Here is an 18,894-nt window from a genome sequence, read left to right as displayed (position 1 = left end):
CTGGTGCGGGGGAGATGCGCTCGGCGGGTGGGGCGCGTTGTGTGTGGGGTCGGGGTGGGCGGTTCGGCGTTTGCGGGCGTGTTCGGCGGGGGTGGGCGTGTGGGGGCGTCCGGTGGCGACGGAGTCGCCCGGAGTGGGCCGCGAAGCGCCGTTGCTGTGGTGTGGAGGAGATGCGCTCGGCGGGTGGGGGCGCGTTGTGTGTGGGGTCAGGGTGGGCGGTTCGGTGTTTGCGGGCGTGTTCGGCGGGGGTGGGCGTGCGGGGGCGTCCGGTGGCGACGGAGTCGCCCGGAGTGGGCCGCGAAGCACCGCCACCGCCCTGGTGCGGGGGAGACGCGCTGCGGGCGCACGGTGTCTTGACCCACGGGGCCCGTCTTCTCGAAACGGGGCGCGCGGCGGCGCGTAGAGGGGGCTTTTGCCGGAGGCGCGGGTCGGGTATCGTAGACCGGTCGGCTCAAGACACCGCGCCTGTGGCGCGACTGCACCACCCGCTCGTCACGACGGGGGTGCGCATGAGGGTTTGTAAGTCTTGTGGGCCGGATTCCCGTCGGATCTCGACGGGATGAATTCACGATGGTGAACGGTCCTGGTCAACGGCTGCCCGGGTATTTCTTCGCGTCATCCGCAAGCCCGGAAAGAAACCCATGCCCCCTTACGACAAGACCCCCTCGCGCGGCAAGAGCAACGACTCGCGCGGCACCGGCTCGAAGAGCCCCAAGCACCGCGGCCACCGCGCCGACGAGGCCGGCGCCCCCGAGCGCAAGCAGCGCTGGAACGCCGACTCCCGCGCCGAACGACTCGGCGACGCCCCCCGCGGCGCCGGCGCCGGCCGCCCCAACTGGGAGCCCCGCGAGAAGACCGGCAACAGCCGCTTCGCCCCCCGCGACCACGACGCCCGCAACGGTGAGCGCGGTCGTGACGGCGGACGCGACGCCGCCCGCGGCTGGGGCCGTGACGGGGGCAAGGAGGCCGCCCGCGCCGGGCGCGACAACCGCCCCTCGCGCGGCTACGACCGCGCCCCCCGCTCGTACGACCGCGACGACCGCCCGGCTCGCGACGATCGAGCGCCCCGTTCGTACGACCGCGGCGACCGCCCCGCCCGCGACGATCGTGCACCCCGTTCGTACGACCGTCCGACCCGCAGCGACCGACCGGCGCGTGACGATCGCGCCCCCCGTTCGTACGACCGCGACGATCGCGCACCCCGCTCGTACGACCGTAGCGACCGCCCGGCTCGCGACGATCGCGCTCCTCGTTCGTACGACCGCAGCGACCGCCCCACGCGCAACGACCGCGGCGACCGCCCCACGCGCACCGATCGCGCCCCGCGCTCGTTCGACCGCGCCGACCGCGACTCGCGCTCCGAGCGTCCCAGCGACTTCTACCCCAAGCGGAACTCCGCGGCGGGCCCGCACTACTCGCCCGAAGACGACGTCAAGCTCGAGAAGCTGCAGGCCGAGGTCGTCACGGCGGCCGACGTCGAGGGTGTGAGCTTCGGCGACCTCGGTCTCGGCGACAACATCGAGCGCCAGCTCGCGTCGATGGGCGCCGCGGCGCCGTTCGCCATCCAGGCGGCGACGATCCCCGACGTGCTGAAGGGCCGCGACGTCCTCGGCCGCGGTCGCACCGGCTCGGGCAAGACCATCGCCTTCGGCGCCCCGCTCGTCGAGAAGCTGATGGAGAACAACGGCGCCAAGGGTCGCAAGCCGGGTCGCAAGCCCCGCGCGCTCATCCTCGCCCCGACGCGCGAGCTCGCGATGCAGATCGACCGCACCGTGCAGCCCATCGCCCGCTCGGTCGGCCTCTTCACCACGCAGGTCTACGGCGGTGTGCCCCAGGCCCGTCAGGTCGGTGCGATCAACCGCGGCGTCGACATCATCATCGGCACGCCCGGCCGCATCGAGGACCTCATCGACCAGGGCCGACTCGACCTCAGCGAGGTCGTCATCACGGTGCTCGACGAGGCCGACCACATGTGCGACCTCGGGTTCCTCGAGCCGGTGCAGCGCATCATCCGCGAGACCGCCACGGTCAAGCGCGACGGCACCCGCGCTCAGAAGCTGCTCTTCAGCGCCACGCTCGACAAGGGCGTCGCGAAGCTCGTCGACGAGTTCCTGGTGAACCCCGCCGTGCACGAGGTCGCCGGCGAGGACCAGGCCAGCGCCACCATCGACCACCGCGTGCTCGTCATCGAGCAGCGCGACAAGACGGCCGTCATCGAGCAGCTCGCCTCGGGCGAGGGCAAGACCCTGGTCTTCGCCCGAACGCGCGCCTTCGCCGAGCAGCTCGCCGACCAGCTCGAAGACGCGGGCATCCGCTCGACGAGCCTGCACGGCGACCTGAACCAGGCCCGCCGCACGCGCAACCTGCAGATGCTCACGAGCGGCCGGGTCAACGTGCTCGTCGCGACCGACGTCGCCGCCCGCGGCATCCACGTCGACGACATCAGCCTCGTCGTTCAGGCGGACATGCCCGACGAGTACAAGACCTACATGCACCGCTCCGGTCGCACGGGTCGCGCGGGCAAGCAGGGCACCGTCGTGACGCTCATCACGCGTCCGCGCCGTCGCCGCATGGAGGAGCTGCTCGATCGTGCCGAGATCGAGGCCGAGATGATCGAGACGCGCCCCGGCGACCGTCTGATCGACCAGCTCGCCGCCGCGCAGGCGTAAGAGGAGCGCACGGAGCCGAGGAGGCGCGGGGCAGGTACCCGCGCCTCCTCGGCTCTTCTGCGTCACGGCGCCCCCTGCGGCGGGTCCGCGTCATCGGCGGCGGGTCAGCGCTGACCCGCCCGGGATGACGGGAACCCGCCGCACCCTGGGGCCGGAGCCACGGGGGCCGGGTCAGCGGCGGTCGAGGAGGCCGCGCACGTACGAGGCCTGCCCGATGTGCTGGCTGCAGTCGCCGAGGATGCTGACGAGGCGGGCTCCGGCGGTGACGGGGGGATCCCACTGGTCGTCGACCACGTCGGTGTACGACGCGGCGTCGAGGCCCTCGAGGTAGCCGCGGGTCCGCAGCGTCACCGCCTCGAGGTAGCCCACCAGCAGCTCGGCCTCGACACGGACCTCGCCCGCCTCGGCTGCGCTCTGCCCGTAGCCCATCTCGCCGGGCGCGAAGGGCAGCGCGAAGGCGTCGACCCAGCCGTCGACCGCCCAGACCTGCTCGCCCGCGGCGAGGTCGGCGATCTGGACGTCCTGCCCGCGGGCGGTGTGCCAGACGAGCCAGGCGATCGAGTTCGCCTCCGCGTCGGGGCGCCACGCCAGGTCGTCGACGGTGAGCCCGGTCACCGCCTCACGGGCGATTGCGGGGAGGCGGTCGAAGGCTTCGATGAGGACGTCGGACGGAGTCATCGCCCCAGGCTACGAGCCGAGGGCGGACCGCGGTCAGTGCAGTTCGTCGAGCCCGGTGCTCGCGCGGTTGCGCAGCGAGTCGGCGAGGGCGTTCGTCACGGTCGCGTAGAACTCGAGGAAGTGGGGGTCGATCGCCTCGCGGAAGGCGAGCCGGTAGACCTGCGCGACGTCGGCGATGGCCTTCTCGCCCCGCGGCGCCAGCTCGAGGACGGTGCTGCGCCGGTCGGTGGGGTGCGCGACACGTCGCACGTAACCGCCCGTGTCGAGCCGGTCGATGAGGCTCGTGGTCGCGCCTGTCGAGAGATCGACGTACTCGGTGACCATCTTGGGCGTGACCTCATCGGTGCTCGCGAGGAACACGAGGGCGCGGATGTCGGTGACGCCGAGACCGAGCTGGGCCGCCACGAGCTTGATCACCGCGGTGTTGCTCTGCTCGAGTCGACTGAAGGCGCGGACGGCTGCGGTCACGTCGACCCGGCCGTCGTCGTCGCGCGGCGGCGTCGAGCCGCGCTCGGGCTGGGGAGAGACATCGGTCATGGTCGTGCGCCGCTCGTCGGGTCGTTGGTACGGAGGTCAAGTATCTCACTCATCAAGATACCCCCCGCTCTGGGGTCGGCACGCGACTTGCACACGCTTTGATGCGCAAGTATCTTGATTGTCGTACCACTTGGGAAGCGAACAACTCGGGTAACGAACTACTCGAATCTCGTATTACTCGGATTCCGAGCACATCCCACCCCGACTCACACCGACACTTCCCGCTGACCACTTGGAGCACACGATGTCCCGTCCCACCCCCCGCATGACCCGCCTCGCCGCCTGGATCGCCATCCCCGCCGCCCTCGTCGCCAGCGGCGTCGTCGTCTCGCAGGCCTCGTACTCGGCCTTCTCGTCGACCACCGTCAACCCCACCAGCAACTGGACCGCGGGCAGCGTCGCCCTCACCGACGACGACAGCAACACCGCGCTGTTCACCGCCTCGAACCTGAAGCCGGGCTCGACGGGCAGCAACTGCATCGCCGTCACGTCGTCCGGATCGCTCGCCTCGACCGTCAAGCTCTACGGCACGAACGCCAGCACCACCAACAACCTCGCCTCGAACATCACGCTGAGCGTCGTCCAGGGCACGGGCGGCGGCTTCGGCACCTGCGCCGGCTTCACCCCCTCGGCCGCCGGTTCGTCGCTCTACTCGGGCACGCTCGCCGCGTTCGGCACCTCGTCGACCAACTTCTCCAACGGAGTCGGCAACTGGGCCCCCACCGGCACCGCCGCCGAGACCCGCGTCTACCAGGTGACCTACACGGTCAGCCCGTCGGCCCCCAACAGCACCCAGGGCGGCACCGCGGCCCTCGGCCTGACCTGGGAAGCCCAGAACAGCTGATCTCCGAGCTCTCCCGAGCTCGTCAGGCTCCCGCCGCCGACCGACCTCCCCCCCCCCGGGTAGGTCGACGGCGGGGCACACGATCCGACACCCCGAACCGGTCGGATCGACCCCGGCCACGGCGGCCCGAACCGCCGAGGCCACTCCGGTCACGGCGGCCCGAACCGCCGAGACCACCCCGAGCGCGGCGGCCCGAACCGCCGCGCCGCAGCACCACCCCGAGCGCGGCGGCCCGAACCGCCGCGCCGCAGCACCACACGCACCACCCGCACCAGGCACGACCCGCTCCGGCACCACCGCTACCCGCACCGTTCCACCCGCACCGCACCTCCTGCACCATCCGCTCCACCCGCACCACCGCACCACCGCACCACCACCCCCACCCGACAGTCCCGCCGAGAGAGGCGCCCCGTGACCTCGATCGACCTGAAGCTGCGCCCCTCCCGGGCCGCGGCGGCCGCGTCGATGACGGTCCCCCGGGGCGCCTCCGGCTCGTGGCCGCACTGGGTCCGACTCCTGCTCGCGACGCTGGCGCGCACCGTGCTCGGCACGCTGATCGGCCTGCTGCTCTGGGCCGCCGGCCCCGCCATCATCGGCTGGACCCCCACCACCGTGATGACCGGCAGCATGGAGCCCCGCATCAGCCCCGGCGACATCGTCGTGGCCAAGCCGGTCGCCGAGACCGACATCCACCGCGGCCAGGTGCTGCTGTTCGACGACCCCGACAAGGCCGACCACCTGCGTCTGCACCGCTACCTCGAGAACGGCACGGGTGCCGAGATCGTCACGAAGGGCGACGCCAACCCGGCGGCCGACTCGACCCCGATCGCTCGGAGCGCCGTCGTCGGCGTGGGGTTCCTCCGCGTGCCGTACCTCGGCATGCCGTTCGTCTGGGCGGCCGGCGGGCAGTACGGTCACCTGATCGTCGTCGGCAGCCTGCTGCTCCTGCTCGTCGGAGCCTCGCGTCTCGACCGCGACCTGCACCGTGACGCCAAGGAGGCGCGGGTCCCGTCGATCACGGCCACCCGCAGGTGGTTCCCGGCTTCCGGGTCCGCCACCAGCGCCTCCTCGGTGGCCGTGCACCCGGTCGGCGCCTCCGTGCCTGCCGCGTCCTCTTCTGCGGCGACCCGTCGGGCCGTCCGCCGCCGCGAGCGTCGTCTCCGCCGACTGCGCGGTGCCGCCGGTGCGCTCGCCGTCGTGGGTGCGGCCTCGGGTCTCGCCCTCACCCTCGTGGTCGGCGGCGGCGCCGGTGCCGCGTACTCGGCGCCCGTCGCGAACCCGACCTCGAGCTACACCGCGGGCAGCAGCTACGACTGCCTCAAGGAGTCGTACAGCAGCGAGACCTCGTACGGGTTCCCGTACAACGAGCTCTCGGGCACGACCACCACCGACGGCAGCACCTTCGCCCGTGTCGGCACGCTGACCTCGGGTGCCTCGTTCGTGACCGGCTCGTGCGCGAGGAACGACAGCCCCTCGCTGCTGCTCGACGGATCGGCCGGCCAGGTCACCACGGCCGTGAACCTCACCGGTCAGGCGTCGTTCACCGTCGAGACCTGGTTCAAGACGACCTCGACCCGTGGCGGTGCGCTCGCCTCGTTCACGCCCAACCAGACCGGCACGGCCACCAGCGCCGACCGCGCGCTGTTCGTGACGAACGCGGGCAGGATCGCCTTCGGCGTCCGCCCCACGACCTCGACGGTCAAGACGCTGACGACCCCCGCCGCGTACAACGACGGCGCCTGGCACCACGTCGTCGCCACCCTCTCGAGCAGCACGGGTGCGGTCGTGTACGTCGACGGCACCGCCGTCGCCAGCGACTCGACGTCGCGCACGGCGCAGAGCGCGACGGGTTTCTGGCGTGTCGGCTACGGCCCGCTCGGCAACTACACGGGAGCCCCGACCAGCGCGTTCTTCGCAGGGCAGGTCGACGGCACCACGATCTACAACAACTCGGCCCAGACGGCCGCGACCGTGCAGTCCCGGTTCGCCGCCGGGCACTGACGCGCCGCCTCGCCCCACCCTGCGAGACTCGACGCATGCCCCTTCAGATCAACGACGTCTACGTCGACGGCCGCCTGCACGTCTCGCCCGAGACGCTCGACGACACGTACGCCGCACTCGCCGACACCGGCGGCACGGCATGGGTCGTCCTCTCGGAGCCGGACGCCGCCGAGCTCGACTCGCTGGCCCGCCAGTTCGACCTGCACGAGCTCGCCATCGAGGACGCCGGGTCTGGGCATCAGCGCGCCAAGCTCGAGCGGTACGGGGCGACGCTCTTCGTCGTCGTCCGCCCGGCGGTCTACCTCGACGACGAGGAGACCGTGGCGTTCGGCGAGATCCACGGCTTCGTCGGCGAGAACTTCTTCGTCGGCATCAACCACGTGTCGCACATCGACGCCCGCCACGTCAGCCGCGGGGTCGCCCGCCTGCGATCGAAGCCCGACCTGCTCGGCGCCGGGCCGCAGGCCATGCTGTGGGCACTGCTCGACGCCGTCGTCGACGCCTACAAGCCCGTCATCGACGGCCTCGAGAACGACATCGACGAGATCGAGCAGCAGCTGTTCGCCGGCGAGCCGGGCGTCTCGCGGCGCATCTACGAGCTGTTCGGCGAGGTCGCCGACTTCCAGAAGGCGTCGCGCCCGCTGATCGCGATGCTCGACGGGCTGCTGCGCGGCGGCGAGAAGTACCGGGTCGGCACCGAGCTCGAGCGCCGACTGCGCGACGTGCAGGACCACGTGATCCGCGTCGTCGACCGCGCCGACACGTTCCGTGCCGTGCTGCAGAACGCGCTGGCGCTGAACGCCACCCTCGTCGCCCAGGACTCGAACGAGGTCACGAAGCGCATCTCGGCGTGGGCCGCGATCCTGTTCGCCCCGACGCTGGTCGGCGCGATCTACGGCATGAACTTCGACGTCATGCCCGAGCTGCACTGGGCCTGGGGGTACCCGTTCGCGTTGGGTCTGATGGTCGCCATCGCGGGCGGGCTGTTCGGGGCGTTCCGCTGGAAGCGCTGGCTCTAGCGCTCTCGCGCCCCGTCGCGCGATCGAGTGGTCGGAAGATGCTCTTCGACGCGAGAGGAAGAGCATGTTCTGACCACTCGATCCCGTGGTGGGCGAGAGTGGACGGGCGAGCGCATCCGCTCTCTCAGCGGGCGGCGTCGAGCACCTCGTCGAGTCGGGGCCCGAGCACTCGCGCGAAGCCGTCGGTGAGGTGGTTCGTGTCGCGGAAGGCGAGCGAGTTCCAGACCACGGGCGAGCACGTCTCGGTGCACATCCAGTCGAGCGTCGGGACGTAGCGAACCCGCGACCGCTCGGCCGCACCCCGGTCCGCCGCCGTCGCCGGCGCGTCGACGAGCGCCTCCACCGGTGCCGAACAGGCGGCGACGTCGTCGAGATGGGACGAGAGGCAGAGCGGGGGGCGATCGGGCCACCGCGGGACGTCGCCCAGCACGACGACGCGCGTCGAGTCGGGGAGGGCGTCGACGAACCGTTCGAGCCCCGTCGCCCACTCGCGTTCGAAGTCGTCGGGCGACCGCGCGACCAGCCGGTACCCGCTGACGGCGTGCGAGACCACGACCGTGTCGACGGGCTCTTCGACGAGCGTCGCCACGACGTCGTCCCGCCAGCTCGCGCACTCGGTGTAGTCGCGGGCGGCGTGCGGATGCTCGAGCACGAGCTCGACCACCGGGCACGCCAGCTTCGTGTGCACGATCAGCTCTTCGCCCCGTCGCTCGACCCGGTCGCGCAGCGGCGTGAACCACTGCGCGGCGTGCGAGTCGCCGACCAGGGCCGTCGTCGGCCCGTCGGGGTCGCCGAACGAGCAGCCGAGCGCCGCGACGACCTGGTAGTCGGCGTGGCAGCCGTCGGCGTAGATCGTCGGGATCGACTCGTCGACGTCCGCGAGCCCGGGGGAGAGATCGGCGGGCACGACCGTCGCCGCGACCGGCCCGGCCCGGACGTCGTCGGCCGTCGGGGAGGCCAGCACGACGTCCGTGGACAGCACCGGGTCCGCCAGAGCCGCACCCGAGACTCCGGCGACCAGGGCGGCGGTGGTCAGGCCCGCGACGGCGATGGTCCGTGGGCGGCGGGTCGCCAGGCGGGGAGTCAGACGGTTCTCGAGGGTGACGTGGGTGAGCGCCGCCAGGACGACGGAGCAGACCGCGGCCGCGACGACCTCGCCCGGGCGGATGTCGCGTCCGAGCGCGAGAGTCGGGACGACGAGCAGCGGCCAGTGCCATAGATAGAGCGGATAGGAGATGTCGCCGACCCTGGTCAGCGGCCGCCACGAGAGCACGCTCGAGACCATCGGCAGACGATCCGCCGCGACCGAGTCCGCCGCGTCCGAGTCCGCGGCGGCGACCGAGCCCGCCCCGACCGAGCCCGCGGCGATCACCGCGGCCGTGCCCAGCACCGGCAGCAGCGCCGCCGCCCCGGGGAACACCGTCGACTCGTCGAGCAGCACGACGGCCGAGGCGATCGCGGCGAGCCCGAGCCACCCCGTGACCGTCGCGAGCAACCGGGGCACCCCGCCCAACCGGGGTACCGCGCCCAGTCGGGGCATCCCGCCCAACCGGGGCACCCCGCCCAGCCGTCCGGCGCCGACGGCGAGCAGCGCCCCGGCCCCGAGCTCCCACGCGCGCGACGGCAGCGCGAAGAAGGCCCAGGGCTGCGACACCGTGACCAGCCAGAGGCAGAGCACGAAGGAGGCGGCGGTCGCCACCCCCAGGACGACGGCGAGCAGGCGCCGCCCCGCCACCGCGAGCACGGCGACGAGCGCCAGGGGCCAGACCAGGTAGAACTGCTCTTCGACGCCGAGCGACCAGAAGTGCTGGAAGACCGAGGGCTCGCTCGCGCTCAGGTACCGGGTGCCCGAGCGGGCGAAGTCGATGTTCGCGACCCCGACGGTCGCCAGGAGCGCCTCGCGGGCGGTCGACCGCCAGAGCAGCGGCGGCATCCAGACGACGCACGCGGCGACCGTGGCCGCGACCACCAGCAGAGCCGGCGGCGCGAGCCGGGCCACCCGCCGCGACCAGAACTTCGCGAGCGACACCCGGCCCGTCCGGGCGTGCTCGCGCAGCAGATTGCCGGTGATGAGGAACCCCGAGACGACGAAGAACACGTCGACCCCCGCGTACCCGCCCGAGAGCCCGGGCACCCCGAAGTGGTACAGGAGCACCGCGATGACGGCCACCGCCCGGAGCCCCTGGATGTCGGCGCGACGAGGGTGTGCGGCGGAGACGTGCATCCCGTCAGGCTATAACATCACGACCCCTATGCGTCGACCCGGGCGCCGCCCCCACCTCACCGCGCCCCGCCTCCGCACCCGCCCCGCCTCACCGAGCGATCGGGTTCGCCAGCGTGCCCGCGTAGATCAGCGACGACGACTGCGCCGCCAGATCGACCATCTGCCGGGCGTCGCGCAGCTGCAGCCGGTTGAGGCACGAGTGGTCGAACCGGTCGACGCGCAGGTCGAGCGCGTCGGCCAGCGCCGGGTGCTCGTCGGCGTGCCGGTCGACGCACTCCGCGACGAGCCGCCAGAACTCGCGGGCCGGCAGCACCCCGTCGTCGTCGAGGGCCGCCGCTAGGTAGCGGAACACCCCGTCGAAGACGTCGGTGAACACGGCCAGCGCCTTCTCGCGGTCGTCGACGGGCTGCACGATGCGCTCGACCAGGGGCGGCACGTCGCGGGGAGCCAGCAGCACGACCTCCTCGCCGATGTCCTTCATGAACACCGCCGTCGGCACGTGCCTCTCGAGCACCAGGATGAGATTCTCGCCGTGCGGCATGAACGCCAGCTCGTGGGCGCGGAGGCAGTGCACGACCGGTCGCAGGTACGCGTGCAGATACGAGCGCACCCAGTCCGCGGCGCGCATCCCCGACGCCCGGACGAGCGCCGACGCCAGCAGCCCGCCCGCCGCATCGCGGTGCAGCAGCCCCGCCATCGTCATGAGCCTCTCGCCCGGGGCGGTCAGCGGCACCGGGCTCTCCCGCCAGAGCGCCGCGATCATCTTGCGCTGCGGCGACGGGGTCGTGGTGCGGTGGTAGGCGTCGCCGGTGTAGCCGACGGAGGCGCGCTCCCTCAGGATCCGGAACCGCGCCTCCTGCAGGGTCGCATCGTCGGCGACGAGCCCGTGCACCCAGTCGTTGATCGCGGGCGTCGGCCGCATGTAGGCGGGCGACAGCCCCCGGAGGAACCCCATGTTCTGGATCGCCAGCGCCGTCTTCACGTAGGCCCGCTCGGGGTGCGACCGGTTCGCGAGCGTGCGGATCGACTGCTGCGCCTGGTAGTCGTCGTCGCCTTCGCCGAGCAGCACGAGGTCGCGCCGGGCGACGTCGGGCGCGAACGTGATCGCGACGCGGTGCTGCCACTGCCACGGGTGCACCGGCAGGTAGTGGTAGTCGACCGGATCGAGGCCCTTGGCGGCCAGGGTCGCGGCGAACCGCGCGAGGGTCCGCTCGCCGAGCTCGGCGCCGAGCAGCGTCTGCTCGTCGAGCCCGTCGCCGAGCGCGAGATGCGTGCCCGACCGGCGGGCGGCCAGCCAGACGAGGCGGATCGGGGCCGCGGTCTCGGGGGCGTAGGCGCGGAACTCGTCGAGCCCGAAGCCGATCCGGCCGTTCGCGGCGACGAACGCCGGGTGGCCCTCCGTCATCGCCGCCTCGATGGTCTGGAAGTCGGCCGTGGTCAGCTGCTCGGCCGTGGGGCCGCCCTGCAGGCGCTTCGCGGCCGCGCTCGTGAGCGTCGACGAGAGCTCCTCGAGGTAGACGGCCATCAGCTCGTCGGGCAGCCCCAGCACGCTCTGCAGCTCGGCGATCAGCTCGAGCGCGTCGAGCTCGGCGGGTGCTCCGTCGATCTCGCGCGCGACGCTCGGCTCGTCGACCACCCAGTGCTCGAGCTCGTGCACCCGGGCGCGGAACCGGTAGACGACGACCGGGCGCGTCGACGCCGCCCCCACCGAGGAGGCGCGGGTCGGGTCGCCGGGGCCGCCCACCCCCTCGACGGTCAGCGACCACCACCCGCCGCCCTCGTCGTGCGGGGCGACGAGTCGCTCGTGCGAGAACTCCGACAGCGACTTGGCGACCAGATGCCGGTGGGCCCAGCCCATCGGCCCGGGTGCGAGGTGGGCGGCCGCGGCGTCGTCGCGGGTGAGCACCGACAGCCGTGCGCGCTTGTCGGGCAGATCGACGTCGCCGACCGCGCGGAATCCGACCTCGTCGTTCTTGGCGGCGATGCGGATGTTCTCGACGTCGGGCTCCACCACGATGCGCCGCGCGTCGAGCCGCTCGAAGACGAAGCGCACCACCGTCGCCATGATCGCCGACGTGAGACCCGGCACCCGCTGCTCGGGCGGCGGCGCCGGTGCGACGAGCAGGTGCATCCCCACATCGCCCGGCTCGGCGTCATGCACCTCGGTCAGCAGCACGTGGGCCGGATCGTAGGTCTCGACGAAGAACATCGGCTCGCCGTCGACGCGGCCGAGCCAGGCGTCCTGGTGCGGGTCGGCGGTCACCGCGGCGACGTACCGGCGCACCTCGTCGGTGCTGACCCCGACCATGCCCCACGACTCCGACGCCGGGTGCGACAGCCAGCGACGCAGCGGCACGGCGAACGGCTCGGGGTCGAACGGCTCGAGGGTGACCAGACCGCAGGAGGCGCGGTGCGAGAACGGCGCGACCCGCGCCTCCTCGGCGACGACGGGCGGGGCGGTGAGGGCGCTCATCGGGCGACCTCCCCGGTGGGCAGGCCGAAGGTCTGGAAGACCGTGCGGCGTTCGACGGCGTAGACCTCGCGACCGGTGATCGACTCGATGATGCTCGAGGCGCGCCAGGCCGCGAAGCCGAGGTCGGGGGCGGTGAGGCCGTGCGTGTGCTCCTCGGCGTTCATGACGAGGAGGCGACCGGCGCCGCTGGCGTCGATCGAGTAGTCGCGGGCGACGGCGAGGCGGCCCCGCCCGTCGCGGGCCACCCGGTCGCCGAGCGGATCAAGGAACCCCGGCACGCGCGGCGCGTACCCCGTCGCGAGCACGAGCGCGGCGGTCTCGCGCAGGGTCGTCGTGCCGAGCTGGGCGTGCCGCAGGGTCAGGGTGAAGACCTCGCGGTCGGCGTGCCACTCGGCGGCGACGAGCTCGGTCTCGGTCAGCAGGGTCGTGTCGAGCGGGCCGTCGAGGGTGAGCCGGTAGAGCGTCTCGTGGATGTCGTCGACCAGCTCGCCGCTGATGCCCTTGTAGAGGCTGCGCTGCTCGCGACCCAGCCGCTCGCGCTCGTCGGCCGGCAGGGCGTGGAAGTGGTCGGTGTACTCGGGGCTGGTCAGCTCGAGCGTGAGCTTCGTGTACTCCATCGGGAAGAACCGGGGCGAGCGGGTGACCCAGTCGAGGCGGTGACCGGTCTGCGGCGCGGACGCCGCGCCTCCTCGGGTCGTGTCGAGGAGGTCGCGGTAGATCTCGGCGGCGGACTGCCCGCTGCCGACGATCGTGACCGAGTCGGCGTCGCGCAGCCGCTCGCGCTCGCGGAGGTAGCCGGCGCTGTGCACGACGGGGCCCTCCAGCCCGCGGACGGCGTCGGGGAGGCGCGGCTCGGTGCCGATGCCGAGCACGACGTGCCGGGTGCGCCACGCCTCGCGCTCTCCGGTCGCGGTGCGCTCGGCCTCGACCAGCAGGGTGCCGTCGTCGAGCTCGGTGACCGCGGTGACGCGCCGCCCCCAGCGCAGGGTGTCGAGCTGATCGGCGACCCAGCGGCAGTAGGCGTCGTACTCGGCACGCAGCGGGTAGAAGCTCTCGCGGATGTAGAACGCGTAGAGGCGGCCGGTCGCCTTGAGGAACGCCAGGAACGAGAAGCGCGAGGTCGGATCGGCCATCGTCACGAGATCGGCCAGGAACGGCACCTGGATCGTCGCGCCCTCGATCATCATCCCGGGATGCCAGCGGAACCCGTCGGCGGCGTCGACGAAGACCGCGTCGAGATCGTCGAGCGGATCGGTGAGCGCGGCGAGACCGAGACCGAAGGGGCCGATGCCGATGCCGACGAGGTCGTGGACGTGGTCGGGGGTGCGTGCGGCGTCGGCCTGTGCTCGGTCGGCGGTGCGTGCGGCGGTCATCGGGCCGACCCCTCGGTGGTCGGCGCGGTGGCGGCGAGGTCGTCGCTCTCGAGCAGGGCGGCCGAGGAGGCGCGGATCAGGTCGAGCACGTCCGTCACGTCGGTGAGACGCGACTCGGGATCCAGCAGCGTCAGCTTGAGGCAGGGGCGCCCGTCGACGACGGTCTTGGCGGCGACGGCCCGACCCGACTCGAACAGCACCCGACGGACGAGCGGCACGAGCCGGTCGGCGGTCTCGTCGTCGACGTGCGACGGCTGCCAGCGGAACAGCACCGTGCTGAGCTGGGTCTCGGCGAGCAGATCGAACTCGTCGTCGTCGCGGAGGACCCCGTGCACCTCGGCGGCCAGGTCGACGACGCGATCGACCAGCGCGCCGACCTCGTCGGCGCCGAGGGCACGGAGGGTCGCCCAGAGCTTCAGCGCGTCGAAGCGACGGGTGGTCTGCAGAGACTTCGCGACCTGGTTCGGCTCGGGGTCGGCGAGCGGGTTGAGGTAGTCGGCGTGCCAGGCGACCGGGTCGAGGTCGCGGCCGTCTCGCACGACGATCGCGCTCGACGACACCGGCTGGAAGAACGTCTTGTGGAAGTCGACCGTCACCGAGCGGGCGCGCTCGATGCCGTCGAGCAGCCGCCGACGGGTGGGCGACACCAGCAGGCCCCCGCCGTAGGCGGCGTCGACGTGCAGCCAGACGCCGGTGCGGTCGCAGACGTCGGCGATGGCCGCGAGCGGGTCGATGCAGCCGCGGTCGGTGGTGCCGGCCGTCGCGACGACGGCGATCGGCAGATGCCCGGCCTGCACGAGCGCATCGACCGTGACGTCGAGGGCGTCGGGGCGCATCCGCCCGGCTCCATCGGTGGGGACGGTGACCACGGCGTCGTCGCCGAGACCGAGCAGACGCGTCGACTTCTGCACGCTGAAGTGGCTCTCGGCCGTGGCGATCACGACCATGCGGGCCAGCAGATCGTGCAGCGACGGGGAGCGCGGGGCGGAGCGGCGGCCGGGGGCCTCCTGCTGCTGGACCCGCGCCTCCTCGGCTCGGGCCTCGGCTCGGGCCGTCGCGGTGGCGCGCTCACGGGCGAGGAGGAGCGCGTGCAGGTTCGACTGCGTGCCCCCCGAGGTGAAGACGCCGTCTCGGGTCGCCGGGTCGAAGCCGATGCGGCCCGCGGTCCAGTCGACGAGTCGGCGCTCGATCAGGGTGCCGACGGCGGACTGGTCGTAGGTGTCGACCGACGGGTTGATCGCGGCGAGCACCGCCTCGGCGGCGACCGCGGGGATCGCGACCGGGCAGTTGAGATGCGACTGGTAGGCCGGGTCGTGGAACCAGACGGCGTTCGCGGCGAAGAGCTCGTCGACCTCGCGGAGGGCGTCGGCCGTGCCGGTGCCGGGGGCGTCGAGGTCGACCGCGTCGACGCGGCTCTGCAGCTCGGCGCGGCTCTCGCCCGAGAAGGGCTGCCGGGTCGTGCGGAAGCGGTGCGCGAGACGGTCGACGACGGCGGTCGTCTCGGCGGCGTAGGCATCGGCGGTGGAGGCGTTCAGCAGATCGGACACGGGGCTCCCGGTGGTGCGTGGACGCCGCCAGGCTCTCTGACGGCGCCGCCCAGGTTAGGTAAGGCTCACCTAAGTGTCAAGCGCGGGGTGCGGCTGCTGCGGCGTGTCGCGGGATGATGAAACCGGCTCATGATCAGGGGTTCAGGTGATGTCCTCCGAAAGGGCGACGAAGGGGTGCGCACGGGGTCAGACGGCTGTGACCTCCAGCAGCACGAGGCTCTCGGGGAACAGCACCGGCGCCTGCACCCCGCCGAGGCGGAGGGCGCGCCCCGGCACGACCACGCCCTCGACGGCCCACGTCAGCGCCGACTGCCCGGGCCCGCCGAGGGCTCCGGTCGGCTCGGCCAGCGCGACGCGGTACATCCGCTCGTCGTCGAGGCCGGGCAGGGTCATCGGCCCGGGCGGGTAGCTGGCGCTCGCCGTCACCTGCGTGAACGTGTAGAGCGCATGCCGCCGGTCGGGCGACACGACGCCGCGCAGGTCCATCGACGCGTCGGGCAGGTCGGCGTGCACGGCGGTGCCGTGGTGCAGCAGCTCGCGGTGGCGCTTGTGGGTCGCCACCCAGCTCGTCAGCTCCGCCTCGACCTCGGGGTCGAGGCTCGAGATGTCCCACTCGATGCCGAAGTGCCCGGGCAGCGCGACGCCCGCGCGCAGCGACAGGTCGTGGCGGCGTCCGGTCGAGTGCGACCTGGGGCCGCTGACATGGGCGCCCATCAGCTCGTAGGGCACCAGCAGGTTCGTGTACTTCTGGATCGTCAGGCGCTCGATCGGGTCGATGCAGTCGCTCGCCCAGATCCGATCGGTCCGGGCGAGGATCCCGAGGTCGACCCGCGCTCCACCCGATGCGCAGCTCTCGATCTCGACCGCAGGGTGCCGGCGGCGCAGCTCGTCGAGCAGTGCGTACAGCGCGACGACGTTCTCGTGGACCGCGGGGTGCGCGGGCGACCCGGCCCCCGCCTCCATCAGGTCCCGGTTGTGATCCCACTTCAGGTAGGCGATGTCGTTCTCGCGCAGCAGCGAGTCGAGGCGCTCGAGCAGGTAGGCCGACACGTCGGGGTTCGACAGGTCGAGCACCTGCTGCTGGCGCCCGGACATCGGGAGGCGCGGGCCCGGCCCGAGGATCCACTCGGGGTGCGCACGGGCCAGGTCGGAGTCGGGGCTGACCATCTCGGGCTCGACCCACAGGCCGAACTGCAGACCGAGTCCGGTGACGTGCTCGATGATCGGGGCGAGGCCGTCGGGCCAGACCTCGTCGTCGACGTACCAGTCGCCGAGCGCCGACGTGTCGTCGCGGCGACCGCGGAACCAGCCGTCGTCGAGCACGAAGCGCTCGGCGCCGACCCGCGCCCCGGCGTCGGCCAGGGCGCTCAGGCGGGCGAGGTCGTGGTCGAAGTAGACGGCCTCCCAGGTGTTTAGGGTGACGGGCCGCGTCGACGACGGATGCTGCGGACGGGAGCGCAGGAGGCGGTGGTACCGACCCGAGAGCTCGGTCAGCCCGTCGCCCCACGAGCCGAGCGCCTCGGGGGTCTCGTAGCTCTCGCCCGGGCCGAGTCGGACCTCGCCGGGGGCGAGCAGCTCGGACACCCGGGTGACGACCGCGCCGGCGATCGTCTTCTCGACGCCGACACGGTGGTTGCCGCTCCAGGCGAGGTGGACGGCGTGGACGAGACCGCGCTCGAAGCCGAAGCCGGGGGTGCCGGCGGCGAGCACGAGGGTGGCGTCGGCCCCGGGGCGACCGCGGCGGCTCTCGCGGTCGTAGCGCCCGACGGTCAGCGCGTGGCGCTGGGGGGTGCGCTCGCGCAGGTGCCGACCCGTGGTGTCGAGCACTTCGCTGGCGTTGTGCGGCAGCGGGAAGCTCGCGGCGAGCTCGTGCAGGTCGTAGACGTCGTCGCCGGTGTTCGTCAGGCGGAGGGTCTGGTGCAGCAGGCCGTGCTCGTCGAGCCGCAGATCGACGCCCAGACGGAGGCCCGCGTCGTCGTCGTCGGCGGTGATGGTGAGCGCGGTGACGGTGGGCGCCGCGCCGACGGAGGCGGCGTCGGCGTCGGTGTCGGTGGCGGTCTCGGTGACGGTGAAGGCCGGAGCGAACGCCGCACCCGCGCGACTGCCGATCAGGCCCGGAGTGCCCTGCCAGCCCTCGTGCTCGAGCGGCAGCACCGTCAGGCGCGCGGGGTGGTCGAGACCACCCGAGACGCGCTGGGGGCGGGCCGCTGCGACCAGGCCGACCAGCGCCTCCTCCGAGATGTCGCCGAGATCGGGGCCCCAGTAGACGAAGCCGGGCAAGGCGCCACGGGGGACGTCGAGCACGACGCTCGTGCCGCCGAGCCGGAGGTGCAGGGCAGGGGTCGAGTCGTCGTCGCGTCGTCGCATGGATTATTTCTATGGCGAAACGAATAGGCGTGTCAAGTCACGAGGGCAGGTTCGTCGCACGTCTCGTCCCCCATAAGGGGGACTCGATACTCGTGAGTATCGACTGCTATCTTCTGAACCGACGGCGGTGTAGCCACGCGGATATCCGGCCCGAACCGGATGTCCTCCCCCTGCGTGACGCCCGCCCGACGATCTGCACGACCCTCGAACCCCCGCGAGGTCGTGAGTTCGGATCGACGGGCACTCGCCGTCCGTGGCGGTCGCCGCCGAGAAGGGCCTTACCCACCCGCTCGGCGGCGCCGCACACCCTCACTCGACGCTGCGAGCCCGCGAGAGGCGGGCGTCAGTCGCGGCGGTGCAGCACCCGCTCGAGCAGCTCGAGGTCGATCTTGACGTGCTCGCGCGCGATGCCCGCCGCCTCCGTCGCCCGACCGCCGCAGATCGCGTCGACCAGCGCCTCGTGATCGCCGAGCGCCCGCAGCTCCATCTCGCGCATGCCGTCGGGGCCGCCCCAGAGGTGGGCCGGCGCCGCGATGCTGACCCGCGCCTCCAGGGCGAAGAGGACCTCGCGCAGCGTCGTGTTGTGCGCCGCCTCGGCGATCGCCACGTGCAGCAGGGCGTCGGCCCGCTGCGACGCCCGGCCCGACTCGGCTTCGCGGTAGCCCTCGAGGCGCTCGCGCAGCTCGGCGGCGTCGGCGGGCGTGTGGTTCTCGGCGGCGGCCTCGGCGATCGTCCCGTGCAGTCGCCCGATCGCCTCGCTCGTGTCGCTGAGGTCCGCCCAGCGCGCCCCGAGGGTCCGCTGCGCGATGGCGTCGGACGACGTCGTGTGCTGCTCGCGGACGAACGACCCGCCACCGCGCCCGCGCTGGGTCTCGATCATGCCCTGCTCGACGAGTCGGGCGAGCGCGGCCCGGACGGTCATGCGCCCGGCGCGCAGCGATGCGGCGAGGTCGCGCTCGGGAGGGAGGCGCTGGCCGGGCAGGTACTCGCCGGTCGCGATGGCGGTCACCAGCCGGTCGGTCACGTCGTCGACGCGGCTCGACGACTCGACGGGCGCGGCGAGGGCGCCGGCGGGGGCGGAGGGGGCGCTGTCGGACGCCCCGGACGCCCCGGGCGCCCCGGCGTCGGCGGCCTCGCGTGGCGTCATGCGTCGACCCTCCCG

Annotated in this window: 12 protein-coding genes; 4 read left to right on the top strand and 8 right to left on the bottom strand. The window is 72.8% G+C overall.

All coding sequences use genetic code 11. The features are described from left to right. Positions 1-641 precede the first annotated feature (641 nt). The gene (locus IFT51_RS09465; RefSeq protein ID WP_192060835.1) at positions 642-2,669 is read left to right on the top strand and encodes a DEAD/DEAH box helicase; all 2,028 of its coding nucleotides are present in this window, start codon (positions 642-644) and stop codon (positions 2,667-2,669) included. Positions 2,670-2,840: 171 nt separating this feature from the next. Here IFT51_RS09465 and IFT51_RS09460 read toward each other — a convergent pair whose 3' ends face one another. After that, entirely contained in the window at positions 2,841-3,347 is a 507-nt protein-coding gene (locus IFT51_RS09460; RefSeq protein ID WP_192060834.1) for a DinB family protein, read from the bottom strand. Between the two features lie 33 nt (positions 3,348-3,380). Then, positions 3,381-3,884 (bottom strand): MarR family winged helix-turn-helix transcriptional regulator, encoded by a 504-nt coding sequence (locus IFT51_RS09455; protein WP_192060833.1) that lies wholly within the window; start codon positions 3,882-3,884, stop codon positions 3,381-3,383. A 244-nt stretch (positions 3,885-4,128) separates the two neighbouring features. Here IFT51_RS09455 and IFT51_RS09450 point away from each other — a divergent pair, with 244 nt between their 5' ends. The 3 genes from IFT51_RS09450 (at position 4,129) to IFT51_RS09440 (ending at position 7,748) form a co-directional block, all read left to right on the top strand. Then, positions 4,129-4,728: a hypothetical protein gene (locus IFT51_RS09450; protein WP_192060832.1), complete on the top strand. Its 600-nt coding sequence runs from the start codon at positions 4,129-4,131 to the stop codon at positions 4,726-4,728. 411 nt (positions 4,729-5,139) lie between these two features. After that, positions 5,140-6,729 carry a signal peptidase I gene (locus IFT51_RS09445; RefSeq protein ID WP_192060831.1) on the top strand — a complete coding sequence of 530 codons (1,590 nt, stop codon included), beginning with the start codon at positions 5,140-5,142 and terminating at the stop codon, positions 6,727-6,729. A 35-nt stretch (positions 6,730-6,764) separates the two neighbouring features. Further along, a complete protein-coding gene (locus tag IFT51_RS09440) occupies positions 6,765-7,748 on the top strand; it encodes a magnesium and cobalt transport protein CorA (protein WP_192060830.1) in 984 nt (327 codons plus the stop codon). Positions 7,749-7,872: 124 nt separating this feature from the next. On the opposite strand, the gene IFT51_RS09435 is transcribed toward IFT51_RS09440, so the two are convergent. The 6 genes from IFT51_RS09435 to IFT51_RS09410 all read right to left on the bottom strand — a co-directional run bounded on the left by IFT51_RS09435 (position 7,873) and on the right by IFT51_RS09410 (position 18,879). Further along, positions 7,873-9,972, bottom strand: coding sequence for an acyltransferase family protein (locus tag IFT51_RS09435; RefSeq protein ID WP_192060829.1), 2,100 nt, complete (start codon positions 9,970-9,972; stop codon positions 7,873-7,875). Between the two features lie 88 nt (positions 9,973-10,060). Next, positions 10,061-12,445: a GNAT family N-acetyltransferase gene (locus tag IFT51_RS09430; RefSeq protein ID WP_192060828.1), complete on the bottom strand. Its 2,385-nt coding sequence runs from the start codon at positions 12,443-12,445 to the stop codon at positions 10,061-10,063. Continuing rightward, positions 12,442-13,818 carry a lysine N(6)-hydroxylase/L-ornithine N(5)-oxygenase family protein gene (locus IFT51_RS09425; RefSeq protein ID WP_192060827.1) on the bottom strand — a complete coding sequence of 459 codons (1,377 nt, stop codon included), beginning with the start codon at positions 13,816-13,818 and terminating at the stop codon, positions 12,442-12,444. Before IFT51_RS09425 ends, IFT51_RS09430 begins: the two co-directional genes overlap by 4 nt. After that, positions 13,815-15,365: a pyridoxal-dependent decarboxylase gene (locus tag IFT51_RS09420; protein ID WP_192060826.1), complete on the bottom strand. Its 1,551-nt coding sequence runs from the start codon at positions 15,363-15,365 to the stop codon at positions 13,815-13,817. The genes IFT51_RS09425 and IFT51_RS09420 overlap by 4 nt, the downstream gene beginning before the upstream one ends. Before the next feature lie 186 nt (positions 15,366-15,551). Next, a complete protein-coding gene (locus tag IFT51_RS09415) occupies positions 15,552-17,732 on the bottom strand; it encodes an alpha-galactosidase (RefSeq protein ID WP_192060825.1) in 2,181 nt (726 codons plus the stop codon). Between the two features lie 343 nt (positions 17,733-18,075). Next, positions 18,076-18,879, bottom strand: a complete 804-nt coding sequence (locus IFT51_RS09410) for a FadR/GntR family transcriptional regulator (protein ID WP_192060824.1) — start codon at positions 18,877-18,879, stop codon at positions 18,076-18,078. Positions 18,880-18,894: the final 15 nt, after the last annotated feature.

The organism is Frigoribacterium sp. CFBP 13712 (genome assembly GCF_014842255.1).
Classification (GTDB): Bacteria; Actinomycetota; Actinomycetes; order Actinomycetales; family Microbacteriaceae; genus Frigoribacterium.
Note: the sequence above shows the minus strand (reverse complement) of the source record. Positions and strands in the feature narration are given on the sequence as shown.